General features: G+C 60.2%; 22 protein-coding genes. 18 read left to right on the top strand and 4 right to left on the bottom strand.

The genetic code is table 11. The annotated features are described in order from the left end of the window. From rpsM to dsbD, 7 genes are all read left to right on the top strand, one after another. A partial coding sequence (gene rpsM / locus GSQ77_RS02960) for a 30S ribosomal protein S13 (protein WP_158898874.1) occupies positions 1-144 on the top strand: 144 nt, incomplete at its 5' end. Between the two features lie 41 nt (positions 145-185). After that, complete coding sequence (gene rpsK, locus GSQ77_RS02955; protein ID WP_158898872.1) at positions 186-590, top strand: 30S ribosomal protein S11; 405 nt, start codon at positions 186-188, stop codon at positions 588-590. A gap of 179 nt (positions 591-769) precedes the next feature. Next, a complete protein-coding gene (gene rpsD / locus GSQ77_RS02950) occupies positions 770-1,393 on the top strand; it encodes a 30S ribosomal protein S4 (RefSeq protein WP_158898870.1) in 624 nt (207 codons plus the stop codon). A 123-nt stretch (positions 1,394-1,516) separates the two neighbouring features. Next, the gene (gene rpoA, locus GSQ77_RS02945; protein WP_158898868.1) at positions 1,517-2,494 is read left to right on the top strand and encodes a DNA-directed RNA polymerase subunit alpha; all 978 of its coding nucleotides are present in this window, start codon (positions 1,517-1,519) and stop codon (positions 2,492-2,494) included. Between the two features lie 146 nt (positions 2,495-2,640). Next, a complete protein-coding gene (gene rplQ, locus GSQ77_RS02940; RefSeq protein WP_158898866.1) occupies positions 2,641-3,036 on the top strand; it encodes a 50S ribosomal protein L17 in 396 nt (131 codons plus the stop codon). 222 nt (positions 3,037-3,258) lie between these two features. Then, on the top strand, positions 3,259-3,591 hold the full coding sequence (cutA, locus tag GSQ77_RS02935) for a divalent-cation tolerance protein CutA (protein WP_158898864.1): 333 nt from the start codon (positions 3,259-3,261) through the stop codon (positions 3,589-3,591). Positions 3,592-3,659: 68 nt separating this feature from the next. Beyond that, on the top strand, positions 3,660-5,672 hold the full coding sequence (gene dsbD, locus GSQ77_RS02930) for a protein-disulfide reductase DsbD (protein ID WP_301951136.1): 2,013 nt from the start codon (positions 3,660-3,662) through the stop codon (positions 5,670-5,672). A 108-nt stretch (positions 5,673-5,780) separates the two neighbouring features. Here the strand turns inward: dsbD and hemB are convergent, their stop codons facing one another. Together hemB and yihA are read right to left on the bottom strand one after the other, a co-directional pair. Beyond that, positions 5,781-6,779: a porphobilinogen synthase gene (gene hemB, locus GSQ77_RS02925; protein ID WP_158898860.1), complete on the bottom strand. Its 999-nt coding sequence runs from the start codon at positions 6,777-6,779 to the stop codon at positions 5,781-5,783. 287 nt (positions 6,780-7,066) lie between these two features. Next, complete coding sequence (yihA, locus tag GSQ77_RS02920; protein ID WP_158898858.1) at positions 7,067-7,771, bottom strand: ribosome biogenesis GTP-binding protein YihA/YsxC; 705 nt, start codon at positions 7,769-7,771, stop codon at positions 7,067-7,069. 391 nt (positions 7,772-8,162) lie between these two features. Between yihA and GSQ77_RS02915 the strand changes: the two genes are divergently transcribed. The 4 genes from GSQ77_RS02915 (at position 8,163) to GSQ77_RS02900 (ending at position 13,584) form a co-directional block, all read left to right on the top strand. Then, positions 8,163-10,418, top strand: a complete 2,256-nt coding sequence (locus tag GSQ77_RS02915) for a cytochrome c biogenesis protein ResB (protein WP_158898856.1) — start codon at positions 8,163-8,165, stop codon at positions 10,416-10,418. A gap of 9 nt (positions 10,419-10,427) precedes the next feature. After that, positions 10,428-11,591: a c-type cytochrome biogenesis protein CcsB gene (gene ccsB, locus GSQ77_RS02910; RefSeq protein ID WP_158898854.1), complete on the top strand. Its 1,164-nt coding sequence runs from the start codon at positions 10,428-10,430 to the stop codon at positions 11,589-11,591. A gap of 268 nt (positions 11,592-11,859) precedes the next feature. Then, positions 11,860-12,855, top strand: coding sequence for a protein-methionine-sulfoxide reductase catalytic subunit MsrP (gene msrP, locus GSQ77_RS02905; RefSeq protein ID WP_158898852.1), 996 nt, complete (start codon positions 11,860-11,862; stop codon positions 12,853-12,855). 12 nt (positions 12,856-12,867) lie between these two features. Next, a complete protein-coding gene (locus GSQ77_RS02900) occupies positions 12,868-13,584 on the top strand; it encodes a sulfite oxidase heme-binding subunit YedZ (RefSeq protein ID WP_158898850.1) in 717 nt (238 codons plus the stop codon). Between the two features lie 94 nt (positions 13,585-13,678). On the opposite strand, the gene lysA is transcribed toward GSQ77_RS02900, so the two are convergent. After that, a complete protein-coding gene (gene lysA, locus GSQ77_RS02895) occupies positions 13,679-14,941 on the bottom strand; it encodes a diaminopimelate decarboxylase (RefSeq protein ID WP_158898848.1) in 1,263 nt (420 codons plus the stop codon). Positions 14,942-14,943: 2 nt separating this feature from the next. Next, entirely contained in the window at positions 14,944-15,201 is a 258-nt protein-coding gene (locus tag GSQ77_RS02890; RefSeq protein ID WP_158898846.1) for a lipoprotein, read from the bottom strand. Between the two features lie 35 nt (positions 15,202-15,236). On the opposite strand from GSQ77_RS02890, the gene cyaY reads away from it, so the two are divergent. The 7 genes from cyaY to aroB all read left to right on the top strand — a co-directional run bounded on the left by cyaY (position 15,237) and on the right by aroB (position 22,006). Continuing rightward, positions 15,237-15,554: an iron donor protein CyaY gene (gene cyaY / locus GSQ77_RS02885; protein WP_158898844.1), complete on the top strand. Its 318-nt coding sequence runs from the start codon at positions 15,237-15,239 to the stop codon at positions 15,552-15,554. Between the two features lie 276 nt (positions 15,555-15,830). Then, positions 15,831-16,958, top strand: coding sequence for a type IV pilus biogenesis protein PilM (gene pilM / locus GSQ77_RS02880; protein ID WP_158898842.1), 1,128 nt, complete (start codon positions 15,831-15,833; stop codon positions 16,956-16,958). A gap of 20 nt (positions 16,959-16,978) precedes the next feature. Beyond that, positions 16,979-17,665 carry a PilN domain-containing protein gene (locus tag GSQ77_RS02875; RefSeq protein WP_216854841.1) on the top strand — a complete coding sequence of 229 codons (687 nt, stop codon included), beginning with the start codon at positions 16,979-16,981 and terminating at the stop codon, positions 17,663-17,665. Continuing rightward, the gene (locus GSQ77_RS02870; RefSeq protein ID WP_158898838.1) at positions 17,662-18,603 is read left to right on the top strand and encodes a hypothetical protein; all 942 of its coding nucleotides are present in this window, start codon (positions 17,662-17,664) and stop codon (positions 18,601-18,603) included. The genes GSQ77_RS02875 and GSQ77_RS02870 overlap by 4 nt, the downstream gene beginning before the upstream one ends. Continuing rightward, positions 18,600-20,321 (top strand): type IV pilus secretin PilQ, encoded by a 1,722-nt coding sequence (locus tag GSQ77_RS02865; protein ID WP_158898836.1) that lies wholly within the window; start codon positions 18,600-18,602, stop codon positions 20,319-20,321. The genes GSQ77_RS02870 and GSQ77_RS02865 overlap by 4 nt, the downstream gene beginning before the upstream one ends. 48 nt (positions 20,322-20,369) lie before the next feature. Continuing rightward, on the top strand, positions 20,370-20,921 hold the full coding sequence (locus tag GSQ77_RS02860; RefSeq protein ID WP_158898834.1) for a shikimate kinase: 552 nt from the start codon (positions 20,370-20,372) through the stop codon (positions 20,919-20,921). Between the two features lie 8 nt (positions 20,922-20,929). Further along, entirely contained in the window at positions 20,930-22,006 is a 1,077-nt protein-coding gene (gene aroB, locus GSQ77_RS02855; RefSeq protein WP_158898832.1) for a 3-dehydroquinate synthase, read from the top strand. Positions 22,007-22,016: the final 10 nt, after the last annotated feature.

Raw genomic sequence — 22,016 nt, 5'->3', positions numbered from 1 at the left:
ATGAACATCAAGCGTCTGATGGACCTCGGTTGCTACCGCGGTGTCCGTCACCGTAAGGGTCTGCCGTTACGCGGTCAGCGCACCCGTACCAACGCACGTACTCGCAAGGGTCCGCGTCGTGCCGGCGTGTCTCTGAAGAAGTAACGCTGAAAAGTAAGCGGTTCGGATAGTTACAGGAAAAGTTAATGGCTAAGGCTTCGAACAACACCGCGGCGCAGCGCGTTCGCAAGAAGGTTAAGAAGAACGTTGCCGAGGGCGTGGTTCACGTTCACGCTTCGTTCAACAACACCATCATCACGATCACCGATCGTCAGGGCAATGCTTTGGCATGGGCGACGTCGGGTGGCCAGGGCTTCAAGGGTTCGCGCAAGTCGACGCCGTTTGCGGCTCAGGTTGCGGCTGAATCGGCTGGCCGGGTTGCGCTCGAATACGGTGTGAAGAATCTGGAAGTTCGCATCAAGGGCCCAGGCCCGGGTCGCGAATCGGCAGTTCGTGCGTTGCATGGTCTCGGCATCAAGATCACCGAGATTTGCGACGTGACGCCCGTGCCGCACAATGGCTGCCGCCCGCCGAAGCGTCGCCGTATCTAATCGATACGTGACATTCAGCTTGGTAGTCGTTTGAAACAAGCCATGCAAATTGCTGCGGCGCGAGCTGCGGCAATTTCCATTGGATCGCATGGCGTTACATAAGCCCACCGTTTCGCCCACCTTGCGGCGAGACTAGCGCGAGCGAAAAGCTCCGTGAACTACATATGAAGGATTAAAACGTGGCACGTTATACCGGCCCTAAGGCCAAGCTCTCCCGCCGCGAAGGCACCGACCTGTTCCTGAAGAGCGCACGTCGCTCGCTCGCCGACAAGTGCAAACTTGACAGCAAGCCGGGTCAACATGGTCGCACTTCGGGCGCACGTACGTCGGATTACGGCACGCAATTGCGTGAAAAGCAGAAGGTCAAGCGCATCTATGGTGTGCTCGAGCGCCAGTTCCGTCGCTATTTCGCCGATGCAGAACGCGCCAAGGGCAACACGGGTGAAAACCTGCTGCAGTTGCTCGAATCGCGTCTTGATAACGTCGTCTATCGCATGGGCTTTGGTTCGACCCGTGCTGAAGCGCGTCAACTGGTCGGCCACTGCGCAGTTCTGGTGAATGGTGTTGCTACCAACATTCCGTCGGCTCGTATCAAGGCTGGCGACGTGATTGCCGTACGTGAAAAATCCAAGAAACAAGTACGGATTCTCGAAGCTGTTTCGCTCGCTGGCCAGAACGGTTTCCCGAGCTGGGTGTCGGTCGATTCGATCAAGCTCGAAGGCACCTTGAAACAGTTGCCGGATCGCAGCGAAATCGCTGGTGATATCAACGAAAGCCTGATCGTCGAATTGTATTCGCGTTAATTGAGTTTTCGACCGGGGAGCCCCCTAAACGGGGCCTCGGTCGTTTATTTTTTCAGGTTGTTTCCGGCCGCTTCGGCCAGCCTTATCGGTGTAACGAACCGAGGGTATTGAAAAGGAAAACCTATGCAGACCAGTTTGTTGAAGCCCCGGATTATTGCCGTCGAGTCGCTCGGCGACAACCACGCGAAAGTGGTGATGGAGCCGTTCGAACGTGGTTACGGCCATACTTTGGGCAATGCGCTGCGGCGCGTACTGTTGTCGTCGATGATCGGCTATGCGCCGACCGAAGTGACGATCGCAGGCGTTGTGCACGAATATTCGACGATTGATGGCGTGCAGGAAGACGTGGTCAATCTGCTGTTGAACCTGAAAGGCATCGTTTTCAAGCTGCATAACCGCGATGAAGTGACGGTGACGCTGCGCAAGGATGGCGAAGGTATTGTCACTGCGGGTGACATTGAAGTTCCGCACGATTGCGAGATCATCAATCCGGACCACATCGTTGCGCGCCTGTCCAAGGGCGGTCGCCTGGATGTTCAGATCAAGGTTGAAAAAGGCCGCGGCTATGTGCCGGGCAACGTGCGTCGCTATGGCGAAGAAACGGCCAAGGTGATCGGCCGTATCGTATTGGACGCCTCGTTCTCGCCCGTGCGCCGTGTCAGTTATGCTGTTGAGAGTGCGCGTGTCGAACAGCGTACCGACCTCGACAAGCTGGTGATGAATATTGAAACCAATGGTGTGATCTCGCCGGAAGAAGCGATTCGCCAGTCGGCTCGCATCCTGGTCGATCAGTTGTCGGTGTTCGCTGCATTGGAAGGTACGGAAGCGGCTGCTGAAGCGCCGTCGCGTGCGCCGCAGATCGATCCGATCTTGCTGCGCCCGGTCGACGACCTCGAGCTGACAGTGCGTTCGGCGAACTGCCTGAAGGCGGAAAATATTTACTACATCGGCGATCTGATTCAGCGTACCGAAAACGAATTGCTCAAGACCCCGAATCTGGGTCGCAAGTCGCTGAACGAAATCAAGGAAGTATTGGCCTCGCGTGGTCTCACGCTGGGCATGAAGCTTGAAAACTGGCCGCCCGCAGGGTTGGACAAGTAATCGAGCTTAGCTGGCAGGTGCGGTATTTTTCTGCGAATTTCTGATAAAATCCGCGCCTGACTTTTTTATATACCGGCCCGTGCGTTACAGGTGGTTTCTGGCGCGATAGAAGAGCTGGACCAAAACTCTGTTTCAAGGAAATTGAAATGCGTCACCGTCATGGTTTGCGGAAACTCAACCGCACCAGCAGCCACCGTCTGGCAATGCTGCGTAATATGTCCAATTCGCTGATCGAGCACGAAGTCATCAAGACCACGCTGCCGAAAGCCAAAGAATTGCGTAAAGTTGTCGAACCCCTGATCACGCTGGGCAAGAAGCCGTCGTTGGCAAATCGCCGCCTCGCATTCAATCGCTTGCGCGACCGTGGCTCGGTGACGAAGCTGTTCGAAGTGCTGGGCCCGCGTTTCGCAACCCGTCCGGGCGGCTATCTGCGTATCCTGAAATTTGGTTTCCGCGTGGGCGATAATGCGCCGATGGCGTTGATCGAATTGCTCGATCGTCCGGAGCCGGCTGAAGGCGAAGAGATCACCGAAACGGAGTAAATCGCCTCGGTGCCGTTCTTCGAGCACCGCCGCGTAAGTGGAAAAAGTAGAAAGCCAGGCCATAAGCCTGGCTTTTTTCATTGGTGGCACGCAATAGCCGAGGCCGGCGACGTAAGGTTATCGATCCTGAAGCGACTAACGGGCAATGGTACGATAGTCGTTGCTATCGACTCTGCCTACCGTTGCTCGACGCCGCTACTAATTAACCTTCGTCGAATTGAGATGACCACGCCTTCCATCACACTGATCCTGACGACATTGCCGGACGCTACCGCCGCCGAGGGCCTCGCGCTAGGCGCCTTAAGCGCGCGCCTCGCGGCCTGCGCGACCCGGCTTGCGCCCGTCGAGTCTTCATATCACTGGGAAGGTCGCATCGAAAGCGCGACGGAATATCCGGTCTTGTTCAAAACCTCAGCGGCGGGCGCCGCAGCGCTTCAGGTTTTCATCGCCACCCATCATCCTTATCAAGTGCCTGAGATCTTAAGTTGGGATGCCGCAGCCGCTCCCGCCTACGGACAATGGGTTCACGCAGAAACTAGCAAAAACGCATGTTGAAATTCCCTTTGATCCCCGTCGCTTTCAAACGCGCCAATTTGCAATCGCCTGATTTGAGACCTCCTGATTTGGAATCCCCCGCCTTTGAATGCCGTGGTTTTAAATCATCCGGCTTTCGATCCGCCGTTCACCGCCGGTATTTCTCCTTTTTCGCGCTGTTGCTGCTGGTGCTCGCGAACACGTTCGGCAACGTGGCTCATGCCGATCAAGACTTTCTCGATCCTGCCGTTGCGTTCAAGTTCAGCGCGTCGGAGCAAGCCGGGGAGGTGGTCGCCCATTACAAGATTGCGGACGGCTACTATATGTACCGTGAGCGTTTTGCGTTCGCGGTCAAATCCGGTGACGCGACGCTGGGCTCGCCGGACATCCCGAAAGGTCAGGTCAAATTCGATGAGACATTCAACAAGAACGTCGAGACCTACCGAGGCGAAATCGCCATACCCATTCCAGTGGTTCACGCCAACGGCTCCTTTGATCTTGCGGTGACATCGCAAGGTTGCGCCGACAAAGGCATCTGCTATCCCCCGATGGAGCGCATCGTCCATGTTTCGGGCGCGGCCTTGGTCCCGGTAGCCGCGACGTCGAACGCGCCGGCATCGGTGCCGCCAACCGCAGCGCTTGCTATAGCGAGCGGCATGATACCGATCGCTTCGGGATTGACGCCTGTAGTAACGACGCCCGACACCACCGCTCGCGTGCCGGAACCCGCCGGCCTGGATTCAGGTATCGACAAGCTATACAGCCAGCAATACGCGCAGCAGGTTCTGCAAGGCCACAGTTTGCCCTACGTATTGGCTATCTTCTTTGTACTCGGAATGGCGCTAAGCTTGTTGCCGTGTTCATTTCCGATGATCCCGATTCTGTCGTCGATCGTGCTCGGCGAAGGGACGCAACTTACGCGCATGCGCGGATTTACGCTGTCGCTGGCCTACGTGCTAGGAATGGCTGTGGTCTACACGGGATTCGGCGTCGCCGCGGCACTGCTGGGACAAAGCCTCGGGGCATGGCTGCAAAATCCGTGGGCGCTGGGCGCTTTTGCGGTGCTGCTGGTGATCTTCGCGCTGTCGATGTTCGGCGTCTACGAGTTGCAGTTGCCGCAGGCCTGGCAAAGTCGCATGAGCGGCGTGTCACAGCGGCGATCCGGCGGCAAGCTGGCGGCTGTCTTCGCGATGGGCGCGATCTCCGCTCTGGTGGTGGGAGCCTGCATGACCGCGCCGCTCTTTGGCGTGCTGGCCTTCATTGCCCAGACGGGGAACGCTGCATTTGGCGCCGCCGCATTGTTTGCTATGGCCCTCGGCCTGGGTGTGCCATTGCTGGTGGTTGGCACGGGTGCCGGCGCGCTGCTGCCACGCGCGGGCGGATGGATGGAGGGCGTTAAGCGCGTGTTCGGCATGTTGTTGCTGGCAGTCGCCCTATGGATGGTCATCCCCGTTATCCCGGCGTGGCTGAGCATGCTGTTGACACCGCTGTTGCTACTGCTATGCGCGGCCGCACTGCGGGTGCTGGAACCGTTGCCGTCCAGCGGATCGGCGAATAGCTCGCAAAATGGACCGTCAGGCGGCGGAGCTGTCTACGTCTGGCGCCTGTTGGGTAAGGCCCTGGGCGGGCTTGCGGCGCTGGCTGCTGCGATTGTCTTGATTGGCGCCGCAGCCGGCTCGCGCGACCCGCTGCAACCACTTGATGTATTCGTCAGATCGGGCGCGTTCGCGCAGGCCGCCAACCCTGGGCCCACGTTCGGTCGCGTCAAATCGGTCGCTCAACTGGACCAGGCGATCAAAAGCGGGCATCAGAACGCGATGCTCGACTTCTACGCAGACTGGTGCGTCAGTTGCAAAGAGATGGACAAATTCACGTTCAGCGATCCGCGCGTTCAGGCGCGTCTGGCGCAGATGAATCTGTTACAGGCAGACGTCACCGCGAACGATGCCGACGATAGGGCGCTACTCAAGCGTTTCAACCTGTTCGGGCCACCGGGTACGATCCTGTTCGATGCGAGCGGGCGGGAGTTGCTGCGCGTAGTCGGCTACCAGCCACCGGACACGTTTCTGCGCAGCTTGGACCAAGCCGCCGCCGCTCATTGACCCATACGCGGGAAACGGGAAACGGGAAACGCGCGGCATAAAAAAAGGAGGCGGGACGGCCTCCTTTTTTCCCCCTCAACAATCTCGCGCAACGTCGACGCGACGCGTCTAGCGCATCTCACGCAGCAGTTTGGCCGCGTCTAGCGCGAAGTAAGTCAGGATGCCGTCAGCGCCGGCGCGCTTGAATGCCAGCAGCGATTCCATCATCACCTTGTCGTGATCGAGCCAGCCATTCTGCGCCGCGGCCTTCAACATCGCGTACTCACCGCTGACTTGATACACATAGGTCGGAAAGCGAAACTCATCCTTCACGCGCCGTACAATATCCAGATACGGCATGCCTGGTTTCACCATCACCATATCGGCACCTTCGTCGATATCGAGCGCCACTTCGCGTAGCGCTTCGTCGCTGTTGGACGGATCCATCTGGTAGGTCATCTTGTTGCTCTTGCCGAGATTGGCGGCCGAGCCCACCGCATCGCGGAACGGGCCGTAAAACGCCGACGCGTACTTGGCCGCGTACGCCATGATGCGCGTATGAATGTAGCCATTCTCTTCGAGCGCCTCGCGAATTGCGCCGATGCGGCCGTCCATCATGTCGGAGGGCGCGACGATGTCGACACCCGCCTGCGCTTGCGCGAGCGCCTGCCGAACCAGGATGGCGGTGGTCTCGTCATTGATGACGTAACCGTCGGCATCGAGCACGCCGTCCTGTCCGTGGCTCGTATAGGGATCGAGCGCCACGTCGGTCAGCACGCCCAGTTCCGGGAAACGTTTCTTGAGCTCGCGTACCGCTCGCGGTATCAGGCCCTCAGGGTTGGTGGCTTCTATCCCATCGGGCGTCTTGAGTGCCGCATCTATGGCGGGGAACAAGGACAACACCGGCACGCCCAGGCTCACACATTGCTCCGCCACACTCATCAAGCGGTCGACCGAAACGCGCTCGACGCCGGGCATGGACGCTACGGGTTGGTTAATACCCGTGCCTTCGACGATGAAAACCGGATAAATCAAATCGTTCGTGGTGAGTACGTTCTCGCGCATCAGACGGCGAGAAAAATCGTCGCGCCGCATGCGGCGGGGACGGAAATAGGAGAAAGCGCTCATGGTGTGCAAGAACCTCAGGCAAATTTTGACATTCGTGGGACAGGCCGTAACTTTCGCGGCCGTTCGGCATCATATCAACTAGGTCGGGCATACAGTGCCGGTCTCCCCGCTTCACCTCCCTGAGCAGGGGCCTGTCGTCTGACGATCAGGCTCTTCGCCCGCCGTGTGGAACGGCGGGTTTTTTATCGCCGTCTGGCGGGCGCTCGCGGCGCTAAGCCGCGCCGCACATCCTGTGCGACGTGCGACGGCTTTTTGACGGCCGACTCACCGTCGTGCTCACCGACAGCCTAACTGCCAGCCTCATCCGCGGGCTCACTACCTGACTCACTACCGGCATCGGGCTTGATCCCCCATTGCTCGATGACCAGCGGGCTAGTCAACCAACCTTCGATGGCTTGATGCGCTTCGTCAATGCCCACACGTTTGAGCGCCGAGAACAGTTGTACCGTGAACAGGCCCTCGCCGTACCGAGCGTTATATTCGTCTAGACTCTTCTGGGTCGAGCGCAGCGCATTGATACTTTCCTGGCGCGTCAATTTGTCGCATTTCGTCAGGAGGACGTGAATTGGCTTGCTGGTTGGCGCAAACCACTCCACCATGCGACGGTCGAGCTCGGTGAAGGGGCGGCGTGAATCCATCATCATGATCATGCCGCGCAGCTGCGTACGCGTTTGCAAATAATTGCCCAGCAGCTCTTCCCAGTGCGCCTTGGCGGCACCCGGTACCTGCGCGTAACCATACCCGGGCAGATCGACCAGGAACGCGGTTGGCTCGTCAGCCGGGCCGACCGAAAAATAGTTGATGTGCTGCGTGCGCCCTGGCGTCTTGCTGGCAAACGCAAGCTGCTTCTGGTTGCACAGGATATTGATCGCGGTCGACTTGCCTGCGTTGGAGCGTCCTGCAAAGGCGATTTCGGGCTGCGGGTGGCCGGGCAAATCATGTAAATGATTGACCGTCGTGAAAAACCGGGATTGATGCAGGATAAAAGCCATAGGGGCGCGATGCGTCGCTCGGTGAGGGGTAACAAATTCAGGCTGCGGGCCGATTCGACGGCGGACGCAGCATGGGAGTCGCGGCAAGGGGGGCGTCGCTCGGCGAGCGCCGCGCTCGGGCTGTAACGGCCCGTCGAATAGCGAAATGGCCTTTATTGTACAATAACGACGCTCGTGGAAGACCGTCTGGCGGCCGCGTATGCTTAATCGGTAAATGCGCGGTAGATGCGCGTCACAAATTGTCTAAGCGAAATTGCCGAAGCGAAATGGCCAAGAGCACGCAGCAATCGCGTTGGCGGAACCCGTCGCGAATTGCCGAAAAATACAAGGGTGGAGCGCCGCAGCAGTCATCGGCGCGGCCGCCCTTTTTTGTTGTGGAGCAGGAATCTGAATGAGCGTAAGTACGTCTGGCACGCAGATTAAAACAGGACCGCGCGCAGCACGCGTGACGGTCGAATTGCTGGGTTCGATGCGTTTTGCCATCAGCCTGCTGGTGATCCTGGCGATCGCCAGCATCATCGGGACGGTGCTCAAGCAAGACGACCCGTATCCGAACTACGTCAATCAATTCGGACCGTTCTGGGCCGATATCTTCCGCTCGCTTGGGCTATACACGGTGTACGGCACCTGGTGGTTCATCATCATCCTGCTGTTCCTGGTGGTGTCGGTCTCGTTGTGCGTGTGGCGCAACGGCCCGAAGATGATTGCCGACATGCGTAGCTGGAAAGATCGCGTGCGTGAGGGCAGCTTGCGTGCGTTCGGTCATAAAGCCGAATACTCAGTGAGCGGTTCGCGTGATCAAGTCGCGCTGAAGGTCGGCCAGTGGGTGCGCCGCGAAGGCTATAAATACGTCACGCGCGAAACCGATGGCGCGACGTTGATTGCCGCCAAGCGCGGCGCGATTACCAAGCTCGGCTACATTTTCGCGCACGTTGCCATCATCGTGATCTGCGTTGGTGCGCTGCTCGACAGCAATCTCACCATCCGCCTGCAGATGTGGCTGCTCGACAAGTCGCCGGTGCATGGCAACGCCGTGATCAGCTCGCTGGGGCCAGAGCATCGCATGTCGCCGTCCAATCCTTCGTTTCGCGGTTACGCATGGGTGCCCGAAGGCGACCACGTATCCACTGCGATCCTGAACGAAGCCGATGGCTCGCTGATCCAGGATCTGCCGTTCACCATCCAGCTCAATAAATTTGTGGTCGATTACTATTCGACCGGAATGCCCAAGCTGTTCGCCAGCGATATCGTCATCACCGACCGAGTGACCGGGCAGAAAATCCCGGCGCGCATCGAAGTCAACAAGCCGTTCACGTATCGTGGCATCGCGATCTACCAATCGAGTTTCGAAGATGGCGGCTCGAAACTGCAATTCTCGGCCTATCCGATGTCCGGTCCGAGCGCCAAGCCGTTTGCGATCGATGGCAAGATCGGCGGTACCGCGCCGCTGACCGAGACGCCCGACGGCGACACCATCGAATTTGCCGATTTCCGCGCGATCAACGTCGAAACCTTCCAGGCGAAGCCCGGGCCGATCGACACGCGTAGCGTCGCCAAACCGAAGTTGGAACAGTTCATCGACGGCCGCCTCGGTTCGGGCGCGCAGACGTCGAACCCCCGCGAACTCCACAACGTCGGGCCGTCGGTGCAGTACAAGATTCGTGATAAAGATGGCCAGGCCCGTGAGTACAACAACTACATGGCGCCGGTCAGCGTAGATGGCGAGGCGTTGATACTGGCCGGGGTGCGTACCGATCCCGACGCGCCGTTCCGCTACTTGCGCATTCCGGCCGACGCCGATGGGTCGGTCCAGCAATGGATGATGTTGCGCGCTGCCTTGCAAAATCCGGCGCTGCGGGTTGCCGCTGCGCGGCAATTCGCCGCACGCTCGGTGACGGCCGAAGATGCTCAACTTCAGGAGCATTTGCAGGAAAGCGCGTTGCGTGTGCTGACCCTGTTTGCCGGCGCCAACGAGGACGGCTCACCGGCGCCTGCCCAAAACGGCGTGCCTGCGGGCGGGTTTGCCGCCGTGGCAGGCTTTATCGAACATTCTGTGCCTGCCGCCAATCAGCAAAAAGCCGCCGACTTGCTGTTGCGCATGCTTGAAGGTTCGATGTGGGATCTCTGGCAAGTGGCGCGCCAACAAAACGGGCAGGCGGCGTTGCCGGCGAACCAGGAAAATAGTCGTTTCGTGCAAACTGCCATCAATGCGCTTTCAGACAGCTTTCTATATGGTGCGCCAGTATTTCTGCAACTCGACAGCTTCAAGCAAATCGAGGCCTCGGTGTTTCAGCTCGCGCGCGCACCGGGCGAAAATATCGTGTATCTTGGCAGCGCACTCCTCGTAATCGGAATCTTTTCGATGTTCTATGTTCGGGAACGTCGTTTGTGGATATGGATTAAGGCCGAAGTGCCGGAGAAGGCCGCCGGCAGTGCCGGCGCCGGCGACGTCGAATCGTCGCCCGATGTGGCCGCACCGCGCACGCAGTTACTGATGGCCATGTCGACGGCGCGCAAGACGCTGGATTTCGAAAAAGAATTCGATCAGACCCGCGCGGCCATAGGCGAACTGTTCGCCGTGCCGAGCGCGCCTGCCAGCGCGAGCCCGCGGGACGCGCAGTCTGATAAACCGCAAGACCTGACCTGACGGTAAGCCATGCAATATTCGCAAATCTCCTCCTCTGAAGCCCCGCGTGTCGGACAAGCGCCGCTGCTCAAGCGTCTGACCCCGATAGACTGGCTTTTCGCCCTGGCGCTGGTGCTGGGCGCGGGCTACGGCCTGATCCACTACGGCGCGTACACCAACTACTACGACAAGCTGGTGCTGTGCGCCGCGGTGCCGGTGTTCTCGGTACTCGGTTGGCGTTGGAAACCCGTACGCTTGCTGATGGTGATGATCGCGGCGCTCTCGCTGAGCGCGATCGCGCTCTATCACGGCGACCTAGCGCGTGCGGAACAGTCGTTTTTCCTGAAGTACCTGCTGTCCAGCCAATCGGCCATTTTGTGGATGAGCGCATTGCTGGTGATCGCCACGGTGTTTTACTGGATCGGTATGCTGGCGCGCTCGCCGTCGGGCGGCAGTATCGGTTCGAAAATGGTCTGGGGCGCGGTGCTGATGGGGTTCGTCGGCCTGATGGTGCGTTGGTACGAGTCCTATCTGATCGGCGCCGACGTCGGCCATATTCCCATCTCGAACCTGTATGAAGTGTTCGTGCTGTTTTGTCTGATCACCTCGCTGTTCTATTTGTATTACGAGCAGTATTACAAAACTCGCGCGCTGGGCGCGTTCGTGTTGCTGGTCATCAGCGCGGCCGTGGGTTTCCTGATGTGGTATTCGGTTTCGCGCGACGCGCAGCAGATACAGCCCTTGGTTCCCGCATTACAAAGCTGGTGGATGAAGATACACGTGCCGGCCAACTTCATCGGCTACGGCAGCTTCGCGCTGGCGGCGATGGTGGGCGTGGCTTATCTGCTCAAGGAACGTGGCGTGCTGGCCGATCGATTGCCGGCGTTCGAGTTGCTCGACGACCTGATGTACAAGTCGATCGCAGTTGGTTTCGCGTTCTTTACGATCGCGACCATACTCGGCGCGCTTTGGGCCGCGCAGGCATGGGGCGGGTATTGGAGTTGGGACCCGAAAGAGACCTGGGCATTGATTGTCTGGCTGAATTACGCGGCATGGCTGCATATGCGGTTGATGAAAGGCTTGCGCGGTACGGTCGCTGCCTGGTGGGCGCTGACCGGCTTGCTCGTGACGAGCTTCGCGTTTCTCGGCGTCAATATGTTCCTGTCTGGGCTACATAGTTACGGACAACTGTAAAAGGTCCCGTTCGGGCTCGCTGCAAACCGCCGCCCCCGCAGGGAACGGCGGTTTTTTTATGCTTGGTGTACCGTAAGGAATAAAAAGCAGCCGCTCGTGTTTGCATCTACAGCAACGAAAAGCAGGCTAAATAGCGTGTAAGGACCCGGTCGCGAGCGCGACCAACCTATGAATGCTGCCCCGAATGGCGCAATTGACGCTCGGGCACGGTGTTGGCAAGAGCATGCCAACCATCCGGCAGACGGCACCCTCATTCCAGGAGTTTCAGATGGCCACCGAAAAGAACCGTTTTTTGCGCGGCGACGATATCCCCCGCAGCGAAATCACCCCGCGCGATGTTTTCGAGAATCGCCGCCGCCTGATTCAACTAGCGGGCGCCGCAGGTGCGAGCGCCTTGTTCGGTACCGCCACGCTGGCCCGCGCGCAAAGCGCTGCCGTTTCACCGGATCCCAAAGCACAGAAACTGAGCGCTCGGCCCAACCCGGCGTTTCGCTTACCGGACACCGTGACACCCTATCAAGACATCACGACCTACAACAACTACTACGAATTCGGCACTGACAAGTCCGACCCCGCCCACCATGCAGGAACGCTGCAAACACGTCCGTGGGTCGTGAGCGTCGAAGGCGAATGCCAAAATCCGAAAAACTACGCGATCGACGATCTGCTCAAACTGGTGCCGCTCGAAGAGCGTGTCTACCGGATGCGTTGCGTGGAAGGCTGGTCGATGGTCATCCCGTGGATCGGCTATCCACTGGCCGAAATCATCAAGCGCGCGGCGCCGACCTCCAGCGCCAAGTATGTGCAGTTCATCACGCTGGACGACCCCAAGCAAATGCCCGGTTTGAGCGAGCCGATCATCAACTGGCCGTATTCCGAAGGCTTACGCATGGACGAAGCCATGAATCCGCTGACCTTGCTGACGGTGGGCCTGTATGGACAAGTGTTGCCTAACCAGAATGGCGCGCCGGTGCGAGTCGTGGTGCCCTGGAAATACGGATTCAAGAGCGGGAAATCCATCGTGAAAATTCGTTTTGTCGACAAGCAGCCGCCGACCGCGTGGAATACGTACGCGCCGCAAGAATACGGTTTTTATTCGAACGTGAATCCGCAGGTCGACCATCCGCGCTGGAGTCAGGCGACGGAACGGCGCATCGGCGAAGGCGGCTATTTCACGCCCAAACGTCCCACGCTGATGTTCAACGGGTATGGCGAACAGGTCGCCTCGATGTATCAGGGTATGGATCTGCATAAGTTCTTCTGACGAGACCTTGATATGAGTGATATTCACCCGCCGCCCGCCGTGGCGAAACCGGTTGGCCGCAGCGCGCCGCGCGCGGCCGCTTCGGGGGCATCGGCGGCCTCGACCGCACGCATGGGCGCGGACGCCAGGCAGATGCGCTGGATCAAGATCGTCGTCTTTTGCGCCGCTTTATATCCGTTCGCGCGCTTGATCGTTTTCGGCTTGACCCAGCAACTCGGGGCCAATCCGATTGAATTCATCACGTTTTCGACCGGGACGTGGACGTTGGTGATGCTGTGCATCACGTTGGCGATCACGCCGGTGCGCAAGCTGACGGGTATCAATCAGTTCCTGCGGCTGCGGCGCATGCTGGGCCTGTTCGCATTTTTTTACGGCACGCTGCACTTCATCACTTACATCTGGTTCGATCAGTGGTTCGATCTTCACTCGATCTATCACGACGTGTTGCGTCGACCGTTTATCACGGTGGGCTTCGGTGCGTTCGTGCTGATGGCGGCGCTCGCCGTCACCTCGCCTCGCGCCATGGTGCGCAAGCTGGGAGGCAAGCGTTGGCAACTATTGCATCGCGCAATCTACCTGATCGGTATTCTTTCGATCCTGCATTTCTGGTGGATGAAAGCCGGCAAGCACAATCTCGCGCAGCCGAAGTTGTATGCGGCGATTGTCGCGGGACTGCTCGCAATACGCGTGGTGTATGCGGTCGCGGCACGGCTTAAGCGGCCGGCTTAGTTGGCTTGAGCGGACCGTCAAAGTTTCGCTTAAGCGGGCCGGCTTAATTTGCTTAAGCGGCCGCCCTGGTTTGCAATGGATCGCGCGGCCGGCGTTATTCCGGAAGTAAGGTTTCGCCGGCAAACAATTGCGCTACCGTTTCGCGAGCTCGAACCTGATGCACGCGATCTCCATCTACCATGACTTCAGCCGCGCGCGGTCGCGTATTGTAGTTGGAGCTCATCACGAAACCATAGGCGCCGGCTGAGCGGATCGCCAGCAAGTCGCCCGCTTCGAGCGCGAGCATCCGGTCGCGTCCGAGCCAATCACCGCTCTCGCACACCGGTCCCACCACGTCATACAGCTCGGCCGGGCCCGACCGCGGCCGCACCGGCACTATCGCGTGAAACGCCTCGTACATTGCCGGTCGCGCCAGATCGTTCATGGCGGCATCGACAATCGCAAAATTCTTCACCGCGCCCGGTTTCAGGAATTCGACCTGCGTCAGCAGAACCCCGGCGTTGCCGACCAGCGAGCGGCCAGGCTCGAACCAGATTTCGCGCGTCGTGTGGCCGCGAGCTGCGAAATGATCGAGCAGCGCGGTCACAAAGCTGCCGATCTCGGGCGGCACTTCGTCGTCGTAACAAATGCCCAGGCCGCCACCTACGTCGATGTGGCGCAGCGACAGTCCATCCGATTCGATTTGCTCGATCAGTTGCAGCAACTTGTCGGCCGCATCGAGATAGGGGCTGATTTCGGTAATCTGCGAACCGATATGACAATCGATGCCGACTACCTTGAGGTGACTCATCGCGGCGGCAGCGCGGTAAGTCGCGCGGGCGTCTTCGAAGGCGATGCCGAATTTATTCGATTTCAGGCCGGTCGAAATATAGGGGTGAGTCTTCGCGTCGACGTCCGGATTGACACGTAACGAGACCGGCGCGTGCTTGTCCATGCTGGCTGCAACTTCGTTGAGCCGCTGCAATTCCGAGATCGATTCGACGTTGAAGCACTTCACGCCCGCTTCGAGCGCGTAGCGCATTTCGGTGGCGTTCTTGCCGATTCCCGAGAACACCGTGTCGGCGGCGCGGCCGCCTGCTACCAGCACGCGCGCCAGTTCGCCGGCAGAGACGATGTCAAACCCTGCGCCCAGCCGTGCAAAAACATTCAATACCGCGATATTGCTATTGGCTTTGACGGCGGCGTGTACGCGTGCCGAGCGTCCGGCGCAGGCACTGGCGTATGCTTGATAAGTGGCGGTGAGTGCCGCGCGCGAATAGACATACAGCGGTGTGCCGTATTGCTCGGCCAGCGAGGCGAGCGCGACCTGTTCGACGCGCAACTCGCCATCGTGATATTCAAATGCGTTATAGGACATGGTTACTTGCTGGAAGAAGCGGCTTGGGGTGCGGCTGCAGCACTTGCGGCGTTGGGGGCGTCGGTGCCTGCCGCGGGATTGGATGATGCATCCGGCGATACACGTGTAGCGCCGTTAGACGCCGGAGCGTTCGCGGGGGCCAGCGGGGCGGGCAACGGCGGTACCACGGGCATATACAAAGGGCCGTTTTGGCCGCAGCCACTCAGGGCCAGCAACACAAAACCCGCTACAATCGCGCTGCCGCGGAAGACGACTGGCATAACGAAATCCGTAAATTTAATCGTTGGAGTTTAGCATGACCGATAGCGAATACCTGAGCCTTGCGGAGGCCGCTCTGGCGGCTGTCGAACAAGCTGTCGAGGCCAGTGGCGTGGATATCGATACCGAGCGTAGCGGCAATGTGCTCACGCTCGAATTCGATAACGGCAGCAAGATCATCGTCAACCTGCAGGCGCCGATGCATGAGATCTGGTTGGCGGCAAAATCCGGTGGCTTTCACTTCCGTTACCGGGAGGAGGCGTGGCGCGACACGCGCAGCGAGCGCGAGCTGTTTGCGGCGCTCTCTGAGTTTGCCAGTCAACAGGCTGGCGAGACGGTGACTCTGAGCAATTAAATGCATCGAGCGCCTTTGATCGGTTCGAAAATCTAGAGGCTCTCAGGGCTCTCAGGGCTCTCAGGGCTCTCAGGGCTCTCAGGGCTCTCAGGGCTCTTAGGGCACCCAAGACCGTCGAGGCACGGGAGCCGGCAAGAAAGTCGCAGCGCCACCACCAGTTCTGGCCGCGTTGCAAAGTCGACTCTGGCCATCTGGTCGAATGTTCGACGTTTCGTTCGCCTGCAACAATCCATCGAGTACTGCGCATTTGGGCCGCAGTGTTTCCGTGGAGTTGCGATGAAACGAGTGTTTGCGAAGACCAGTCCATCCAGCAGTCGTCGCTTTGCGGCGGGCATCGACGTATCGCCCGCGGGCGTACGCGTCGTCGTCATCAGCCAGCGGTTGGCGGCCAGTGCAGAAATACGCGTCGAACATGTCGGCTACGCGCCGTTGCCGATCGACGCGATGGTGCAAGCCGAGATTGTCGATCCGGCTGCAGTCGCAGCGTCCATCGTCACTGCGCTCGAAGCTTTCTTCACTCATGGCGCGGGCGCTTCGCTGCGCGCGGCGATGGCGTTGCCGCCCGCCGCAACCGTGGTGGCCACGCTGCCGCTGGCTCAGTGCGAGCCACCGCAGCAGCACAAGCACCGTCACGATACCTTCGTCCCTGGCGTGCCGGACCGTACCGTGGCCGACGCGGTGTGGCGCGGCGTGACCCGCGTGCCTTCGGAGCTGGCGCTGGACCGGCTTGAACCCGGCGTGCGTGCGCAAGCGGAAGCGTTATCCGGGCTCGAGCGCAGCGCGCTGGCGGTGGATTGGTTACGGGCCGGAGCGCCCTACGTACCGTCCGATCATCTGACCATCGCGGCAGCCGCGCAGGAGCTTATCGACGCCCGTATCGAGACCGCTGTCGGGGCGGGTGTACATTTGGTCGCGATCGATGCGGAACCGCTCGCCGCGTTGCGTGCTTGCCGTTTCGACGCGGCGCGCGAAGTGGATGACGATGAAATCTATGCGGTGCTTTGGATAGGCCACGACAGCTTCTATCTGTGGGCATTGCAGCGTGGCCAGCGCCTGCGTGAATTGCGCATGCCATTCACGAGCATAACGGCGCAAAGCATTCTTTCTGCCCTATCGACGTTTGCCCGAGCGCTGACGACGCAGATTGCCCTGCCCAGTGCCGCAGCGCAATTCGACAATCCGCTCGATTGCGCTTGGGTCGCGGGTGAGCTCGATGAGTTTGTTCGATTAGGCATAAACCTGGATGCGATTGGCGCCGCGCTCGGATGCCCGGTTTTCGAATTCGATTGCAATAGCGAGCATCCTCATACGGGCGCCGCGGCGGCGGCGCCCGAGCGATCGCATGACCGGCCAGCAGTACTGTCGGTCGCTTTCGGTCTTGCCTTGCGCGCGGTGCTGCCATGAGCGGCGCATGGCGCTGGCGTATGCCGCTCCAGGCTCGCGCAGCCGCGGCTACACCCGAATGGATGGAGAGCGCCGTCAATTTCTTGCCTTACCGACGCGCGCGCGCACTTCGACTCAGGCGTCGCCGGCGAATCCAATTGGCGTTGGCCGCGTGCATCGGCTTACTCAGTGCACTGGCTCTGGGCGAAGCGCAGCGCTTACACGCTGCGCGTGCCGATGCCCGCAGCGGGGCGCTCAATTCGACGCTCAGTCAGATGGAGCCTGCTCTTGCCGAAAGCGCGGCTCTGCAACGAGCGCTACAAGCACGTCTTCGGCGCATGGCGTTGATCGACGAGTTGGCAGTCAAGCGCGATGAGGCATTTCATTTACTGACGGCGCTGGGCGACGCACCGCCAATCGGCATCGCGCTCACTGAGTTGCACTACCGTGCAGGGCGCGCCAGCGTTTCGGGGGTCACGAGCGGGCAGCATGCGCTGGCTGCCTGGGTCGCGCGGCTCGAGCGGCTTGCAGCGTTCGACTCGGTTGAGATCACCGATATCCAGCGTCGGGCGCCTCGTGCGCAACTGGTAGCAACAGCAACTGCGGCCGCAGCGGACAAGGCAGTGGATTTTTCCGTACAGATACGGTTCGATGCGAGCCAGTCGCGGGCCGCCTCAGTCGCAACGGCACCCGTCCAGAGGCGCGCTATAGGACCGAAAATCCCATGAGTACCATGTCGACAACGACCGAAAAAACGCCGATGTCGAATGCCGCGCGGCGGCCGAACAGATCGATCGGCGATTGGCTAAGAGCCTGGCGTGACGGATTCTTACAGCCTATCGAGTACTGGCCTTCGACGCAGTGTGGTGCCGCGCTTGTGCTGGCGGCCGGCTGTGCTTGTTGGGTGGGGTTCGGGCTATGTGCCGCGGCCGACGTATCTGGGCGCGAGGCTCGTCGCGTGGCGCTTGCCACATTAGAAACGAAGCTTCAGAGCGCTCGTACTCAGCTTGCCGCGCTGCCTGCACTGCGCCAGCGCACTCACGAACTGGGTGCCACGAACGCGCCTGAGCCGGTACCTGATAACGGCGCCTTGCTCAAGCTGATCTCGTTCGCGATCGATCGAAGCAGTGTGGTTCTCGAGCTATTTGAGCCTGGCACAGCGGCGCAGGTCGCCGGCGTCGACGAAACCGTAGTGCGTGTACGGGCAAGCGGCGGCTACGCGCAATTGGCCCGTTTCGCCGGTGAACTGGCGATATTGGGCCAACCCGTTATTCCTGTCGAAATGCATCTCGTGCGCGAGCGCAGCGGCGCGCTGGTGTTGGATGCCAGCCTGCGCGTGATCGGCGCGCCGCGACCCAACTCACAGTTGGAGGAGGGCGGCGTCGCGCGCAAATTTAGCGAGCTCGCGGATCCCTTCAAGTTGGACACGCGTCGGGCCGGCGGCATGAGCGCTGATCTCCGTGCTGAAAACCGAAATGAATACGCGGATGACCCGGTTGCCGGAACGCTCGAGGCGCAGGGGCATCGTGCCGCGCTGGTCCACTCGGATGCAGGCTGGCGGTTGATCGAAGTGGATATCCCGCCGGATACGCCATCGGACATGCCGTTGAAAGTTGCGCCGAAACTATCCACGCAGAGAGCGCAGCGCGCGGGGGCACAGCGATGAGATTCGATCTATTCGAATTCGAAGCGGGCGCGTATCGATGGGCGCGGGCTCTCCTCTCGACGAGTATGTGCATGGTGGTCGTGGCGACGGCACAATCGCAACCTCTGTTGCCGATGGCACCGCGCGCCGACGTCCGCGCCGGTCAGCCGGGTATCGCCGGAGCCCTCATTGGAGCGTCAGAGGAGGATGCCGCGGTCTTACCCGAAATGGATCCAGCACAAGCAGATCCCGCCGAAGCGAACCCAAGTCCAGCGGGCGCAACAGCCGACGCCGCTAACGACAAGTCCCAGGCGCCGCACGCCAATAACGATCAATCTTCGCCGGCTCCCGATGGCATGCAACGCGTGCTCGCGCGCCATCGGCCGCTCGCGCCGGATGCGCCGATCACGATCGCTTTTCACGACGCCGATCTAGGTGCTGCACTGCAAGCATTCGCCGAATTCACCGGTTTGAATATCGTGGCCGGCGAGCGCGTGCGCGGCAAGACTTCGCTGACTCTCACTCGCGTGCCGTGGCGGCTCGCCTTCAAGACGTTCCTCGAGGCGAACGGGCTCGCGATGCAGCAAAGCGATGGTGTTATCTGGGTGGCGCCCGCGGCAGAAGTGGCGGCTCGCGAAAAGCAGCGACTCGAGGCCACGGCCCGTCTCAACGATCTCGAGCCGCTGGCGGCCCGGATTTTCGTCCTGCGCTACCAGCGAGCCGAGGACGTGCGCAAACTGCTCGCCGGCAGCGGTAACCAACGGGTGCTCTCCAAACGCGGCAATGCGATGGCCGATCCACGTACCGACCATCTCTTCGTCACCGATTTGCCCGCCACGCTAGATCAGATCGCCGAACTTCTCAAAGTGATAGACCAGCCCGCCCGCCAGGTGCTCATCGAATCGCGCATCGTCGAGGCGGACGAGAGCTTTGCCCGCAATCTGGGCGCCAAATTCGCGTTACTGGGCAAACCCGAGGGGACAACGAGCAAGGGTGTATCGGCGGATCCTCAAGGCAATATCTTCAATCTTCCTGCCGGCGGTCTTTCGGGATATGGTGCGGCGACCCTGGGTACGACACTTTTCAGTGCGGGTGCCAGCCGAATGCTGGCCGTCGAGCTCAATGCGCTGGAGGCTCAAGGGCGCGGGCGTATCGTTGCCAGTCCGAGAATCGTGACCGCCGACCGGGTCCGTGCCTTGATCGAGCAAGGGACCGAGCTGCCTTATCAGGCCCAAGTCGACACCGGCGTTTCTACGGTGCAATTCCGGCGCGCCGGTCTGAAACTGGAAGTCGTGCCTCACATCACACCCGATCACCATGTCATGCTCGATGTCGATGTCACCAAGGACAGTGTCGGTACCTCGACCACGGCCGGGCCCGCAATTAATACCAAGCACATCCAGACGCAGGTCCAGGTCGACAACGCAGGGACGGTCGCGATTGGAGGTATCTACCTGCAAGACGAGCGTCGCGACACCACCGCCGTACCGTGGTTAGGATCAGTGCCGGTGATCGGGGCCTTATTTCGCCATCGCGCTGTGCAGCATTCCAAGAGCGAGTTGATGATCTTCATCTCGCCCAGCGAGGTACTCCCGCTACCGCCCGAAGCGCCCAATGCGCGGGCCGTGCGGGCGCCACGGGCCGACGACGACGTCGAGCCGTTGCCGGCCGCGATTCCGGATATCGCATGGCCGGCAAGCGATCCGACCCCGGTGAGCGCTCGACAAAGCACCCGCTAAGCTATTAAGCTGCAAGCCTTGGCAGCCAGAATTCACTCAGAGGTAACTTTGCAAGACCAGAAGGCTCATGCCAACGTCTTTTTCATCGGACTCATGGGAGCGGGGAAAACCACGGTCGGGCGCGCTCTCGCGAGACGCCTGAACCGGCCGTTTTTTGATTCGGACCATGAAGTCGTCGCCCGTACGGGTGTGGCCATCCCCGTCATTTTCGAGGTGGAGGGGGAAGACGGTTTTCGCGCGCGCGAGTGCCAGGTGATCGATGAATTAACTCAGCGCTCGGGGATCGTACTCGCTACCGGCGGGGGCGCCGTCTTGCGTTTGGAGAACCGCAGCCATTTGAAGGAGCGCGGCTTGGTCATTTATTTGCGGGCCAATCCTCACGAACTGTGGCTGCGCACTCGCCGCGACAAAAACCGACCGTTGTTGCAGACCGAGGATCCGCGCCGTCGCCTCGAGACGCTTTTCGCCGAGCGTGATCCCCTTTATAGCGAGTGCGCGCACCTCGTCATCGAGACTGGCCGGCCGTCGATCAACAATCTGGTCAACACTGTCCTGGGCCATCTTGACACGAGCAGCGTGCACAGCGGCTGTACGTCATAATACGGCCTATGATTACCGTCAATGTAGACCTCGGCCAGCGCGCCTATCCTATTCATATCGGCCCGGGGCTAATACACCGGACCGATCTCTTTGCCCCGCATATCGCCGGGGCATCGGTTGCGATCGTCACCAATACCACCGTGGAGCCACTCTATGGTGAGCAGTTGCGTGCGACCCTGGCACCTCTAGGCAAGAAAGTTTTCACCATCGTCTTGCCAGATGGCGAAGCGTACAAAAACTGGGAAACCCTGAATCTGATTTTCGATCGCTTGCTGCTGGAGCATGCTGATCGCAAGACCACGCTGATTGCACTCGGTGGCGGCGTGATCGGTGACATGACGGGGTTTGCCGCGTCCTGCTACATGAGAGGGGTGCCCTTTATCCAGGTGCCTACGACCCTGCTCGCGCAAGTCGATTCGTCGGTCGGAGGCAAGACCGGCATCAATCATCCGCATGGCAAGAACATGATCGGTGCGTTTTATCAACCGCAAACCGTCATTGCCGATATCGCGACGCTGCGCACTTTGCCACCGCGCGAGCTGGCCGCGGGGCTCGCCGAAGTCATCAAGCACGGATTGATCGCCGACGCGGCTTTCTTCGACTGGGTGGAACACAATATCGAGTCCTTGAACCGCTGCGAGGAATCGGCGGTGATGCATGCCGTGAAGGTGTCGTGCGACATCAAATCTCGCGTGGTCGCGGCGGACGAGCGTGAAGGCGGGGTGCGTGCCACCTTGAATTTCGGTCATACCTTCGGCCACGCGATCGAGGCGGGCCTGGGTTATGGCGAATGGCTGCATGGTGAGGCCGTCGGTTGCGGCATGGTGATGGCCGCCGACTTGTCGGTGCGGCAAGGGCTGCTCGACGCTGCCGCACAAGACCGGATTACCGCGATCGTGGCCGCGGCGCATTTGCCGGTGCGGGCTCCGGCGCTGGGCGCACAGCGCTACGTGGATCTGATGAGCGTGGATAAAAAGGCAGAAGCCGGCGCCGTCAAATTCATTTTGCTGGACGGTGTGGGGCGCGCGATTATCACGGCTGTTCCCGATTCGGCATTACAGGCAACATTGGCGCAAGCGGTTTGAACGAAAGGCA

Origin of the sequence: Burkholderia sp. L27(2015), from assembly GCF_009765705.1 — a bacterium.
Classification (GTDB): Bacteria; Pseudomonadota; Gammaproteobacteria; order Burkholderiales; family Burkholderiaceae; genus LMUX01.
The sequence above is the reverse complement of the archived record's forward strand: the minus strand, read 5'-3'. Positions and strand labels throughout refer to the sequence as shown.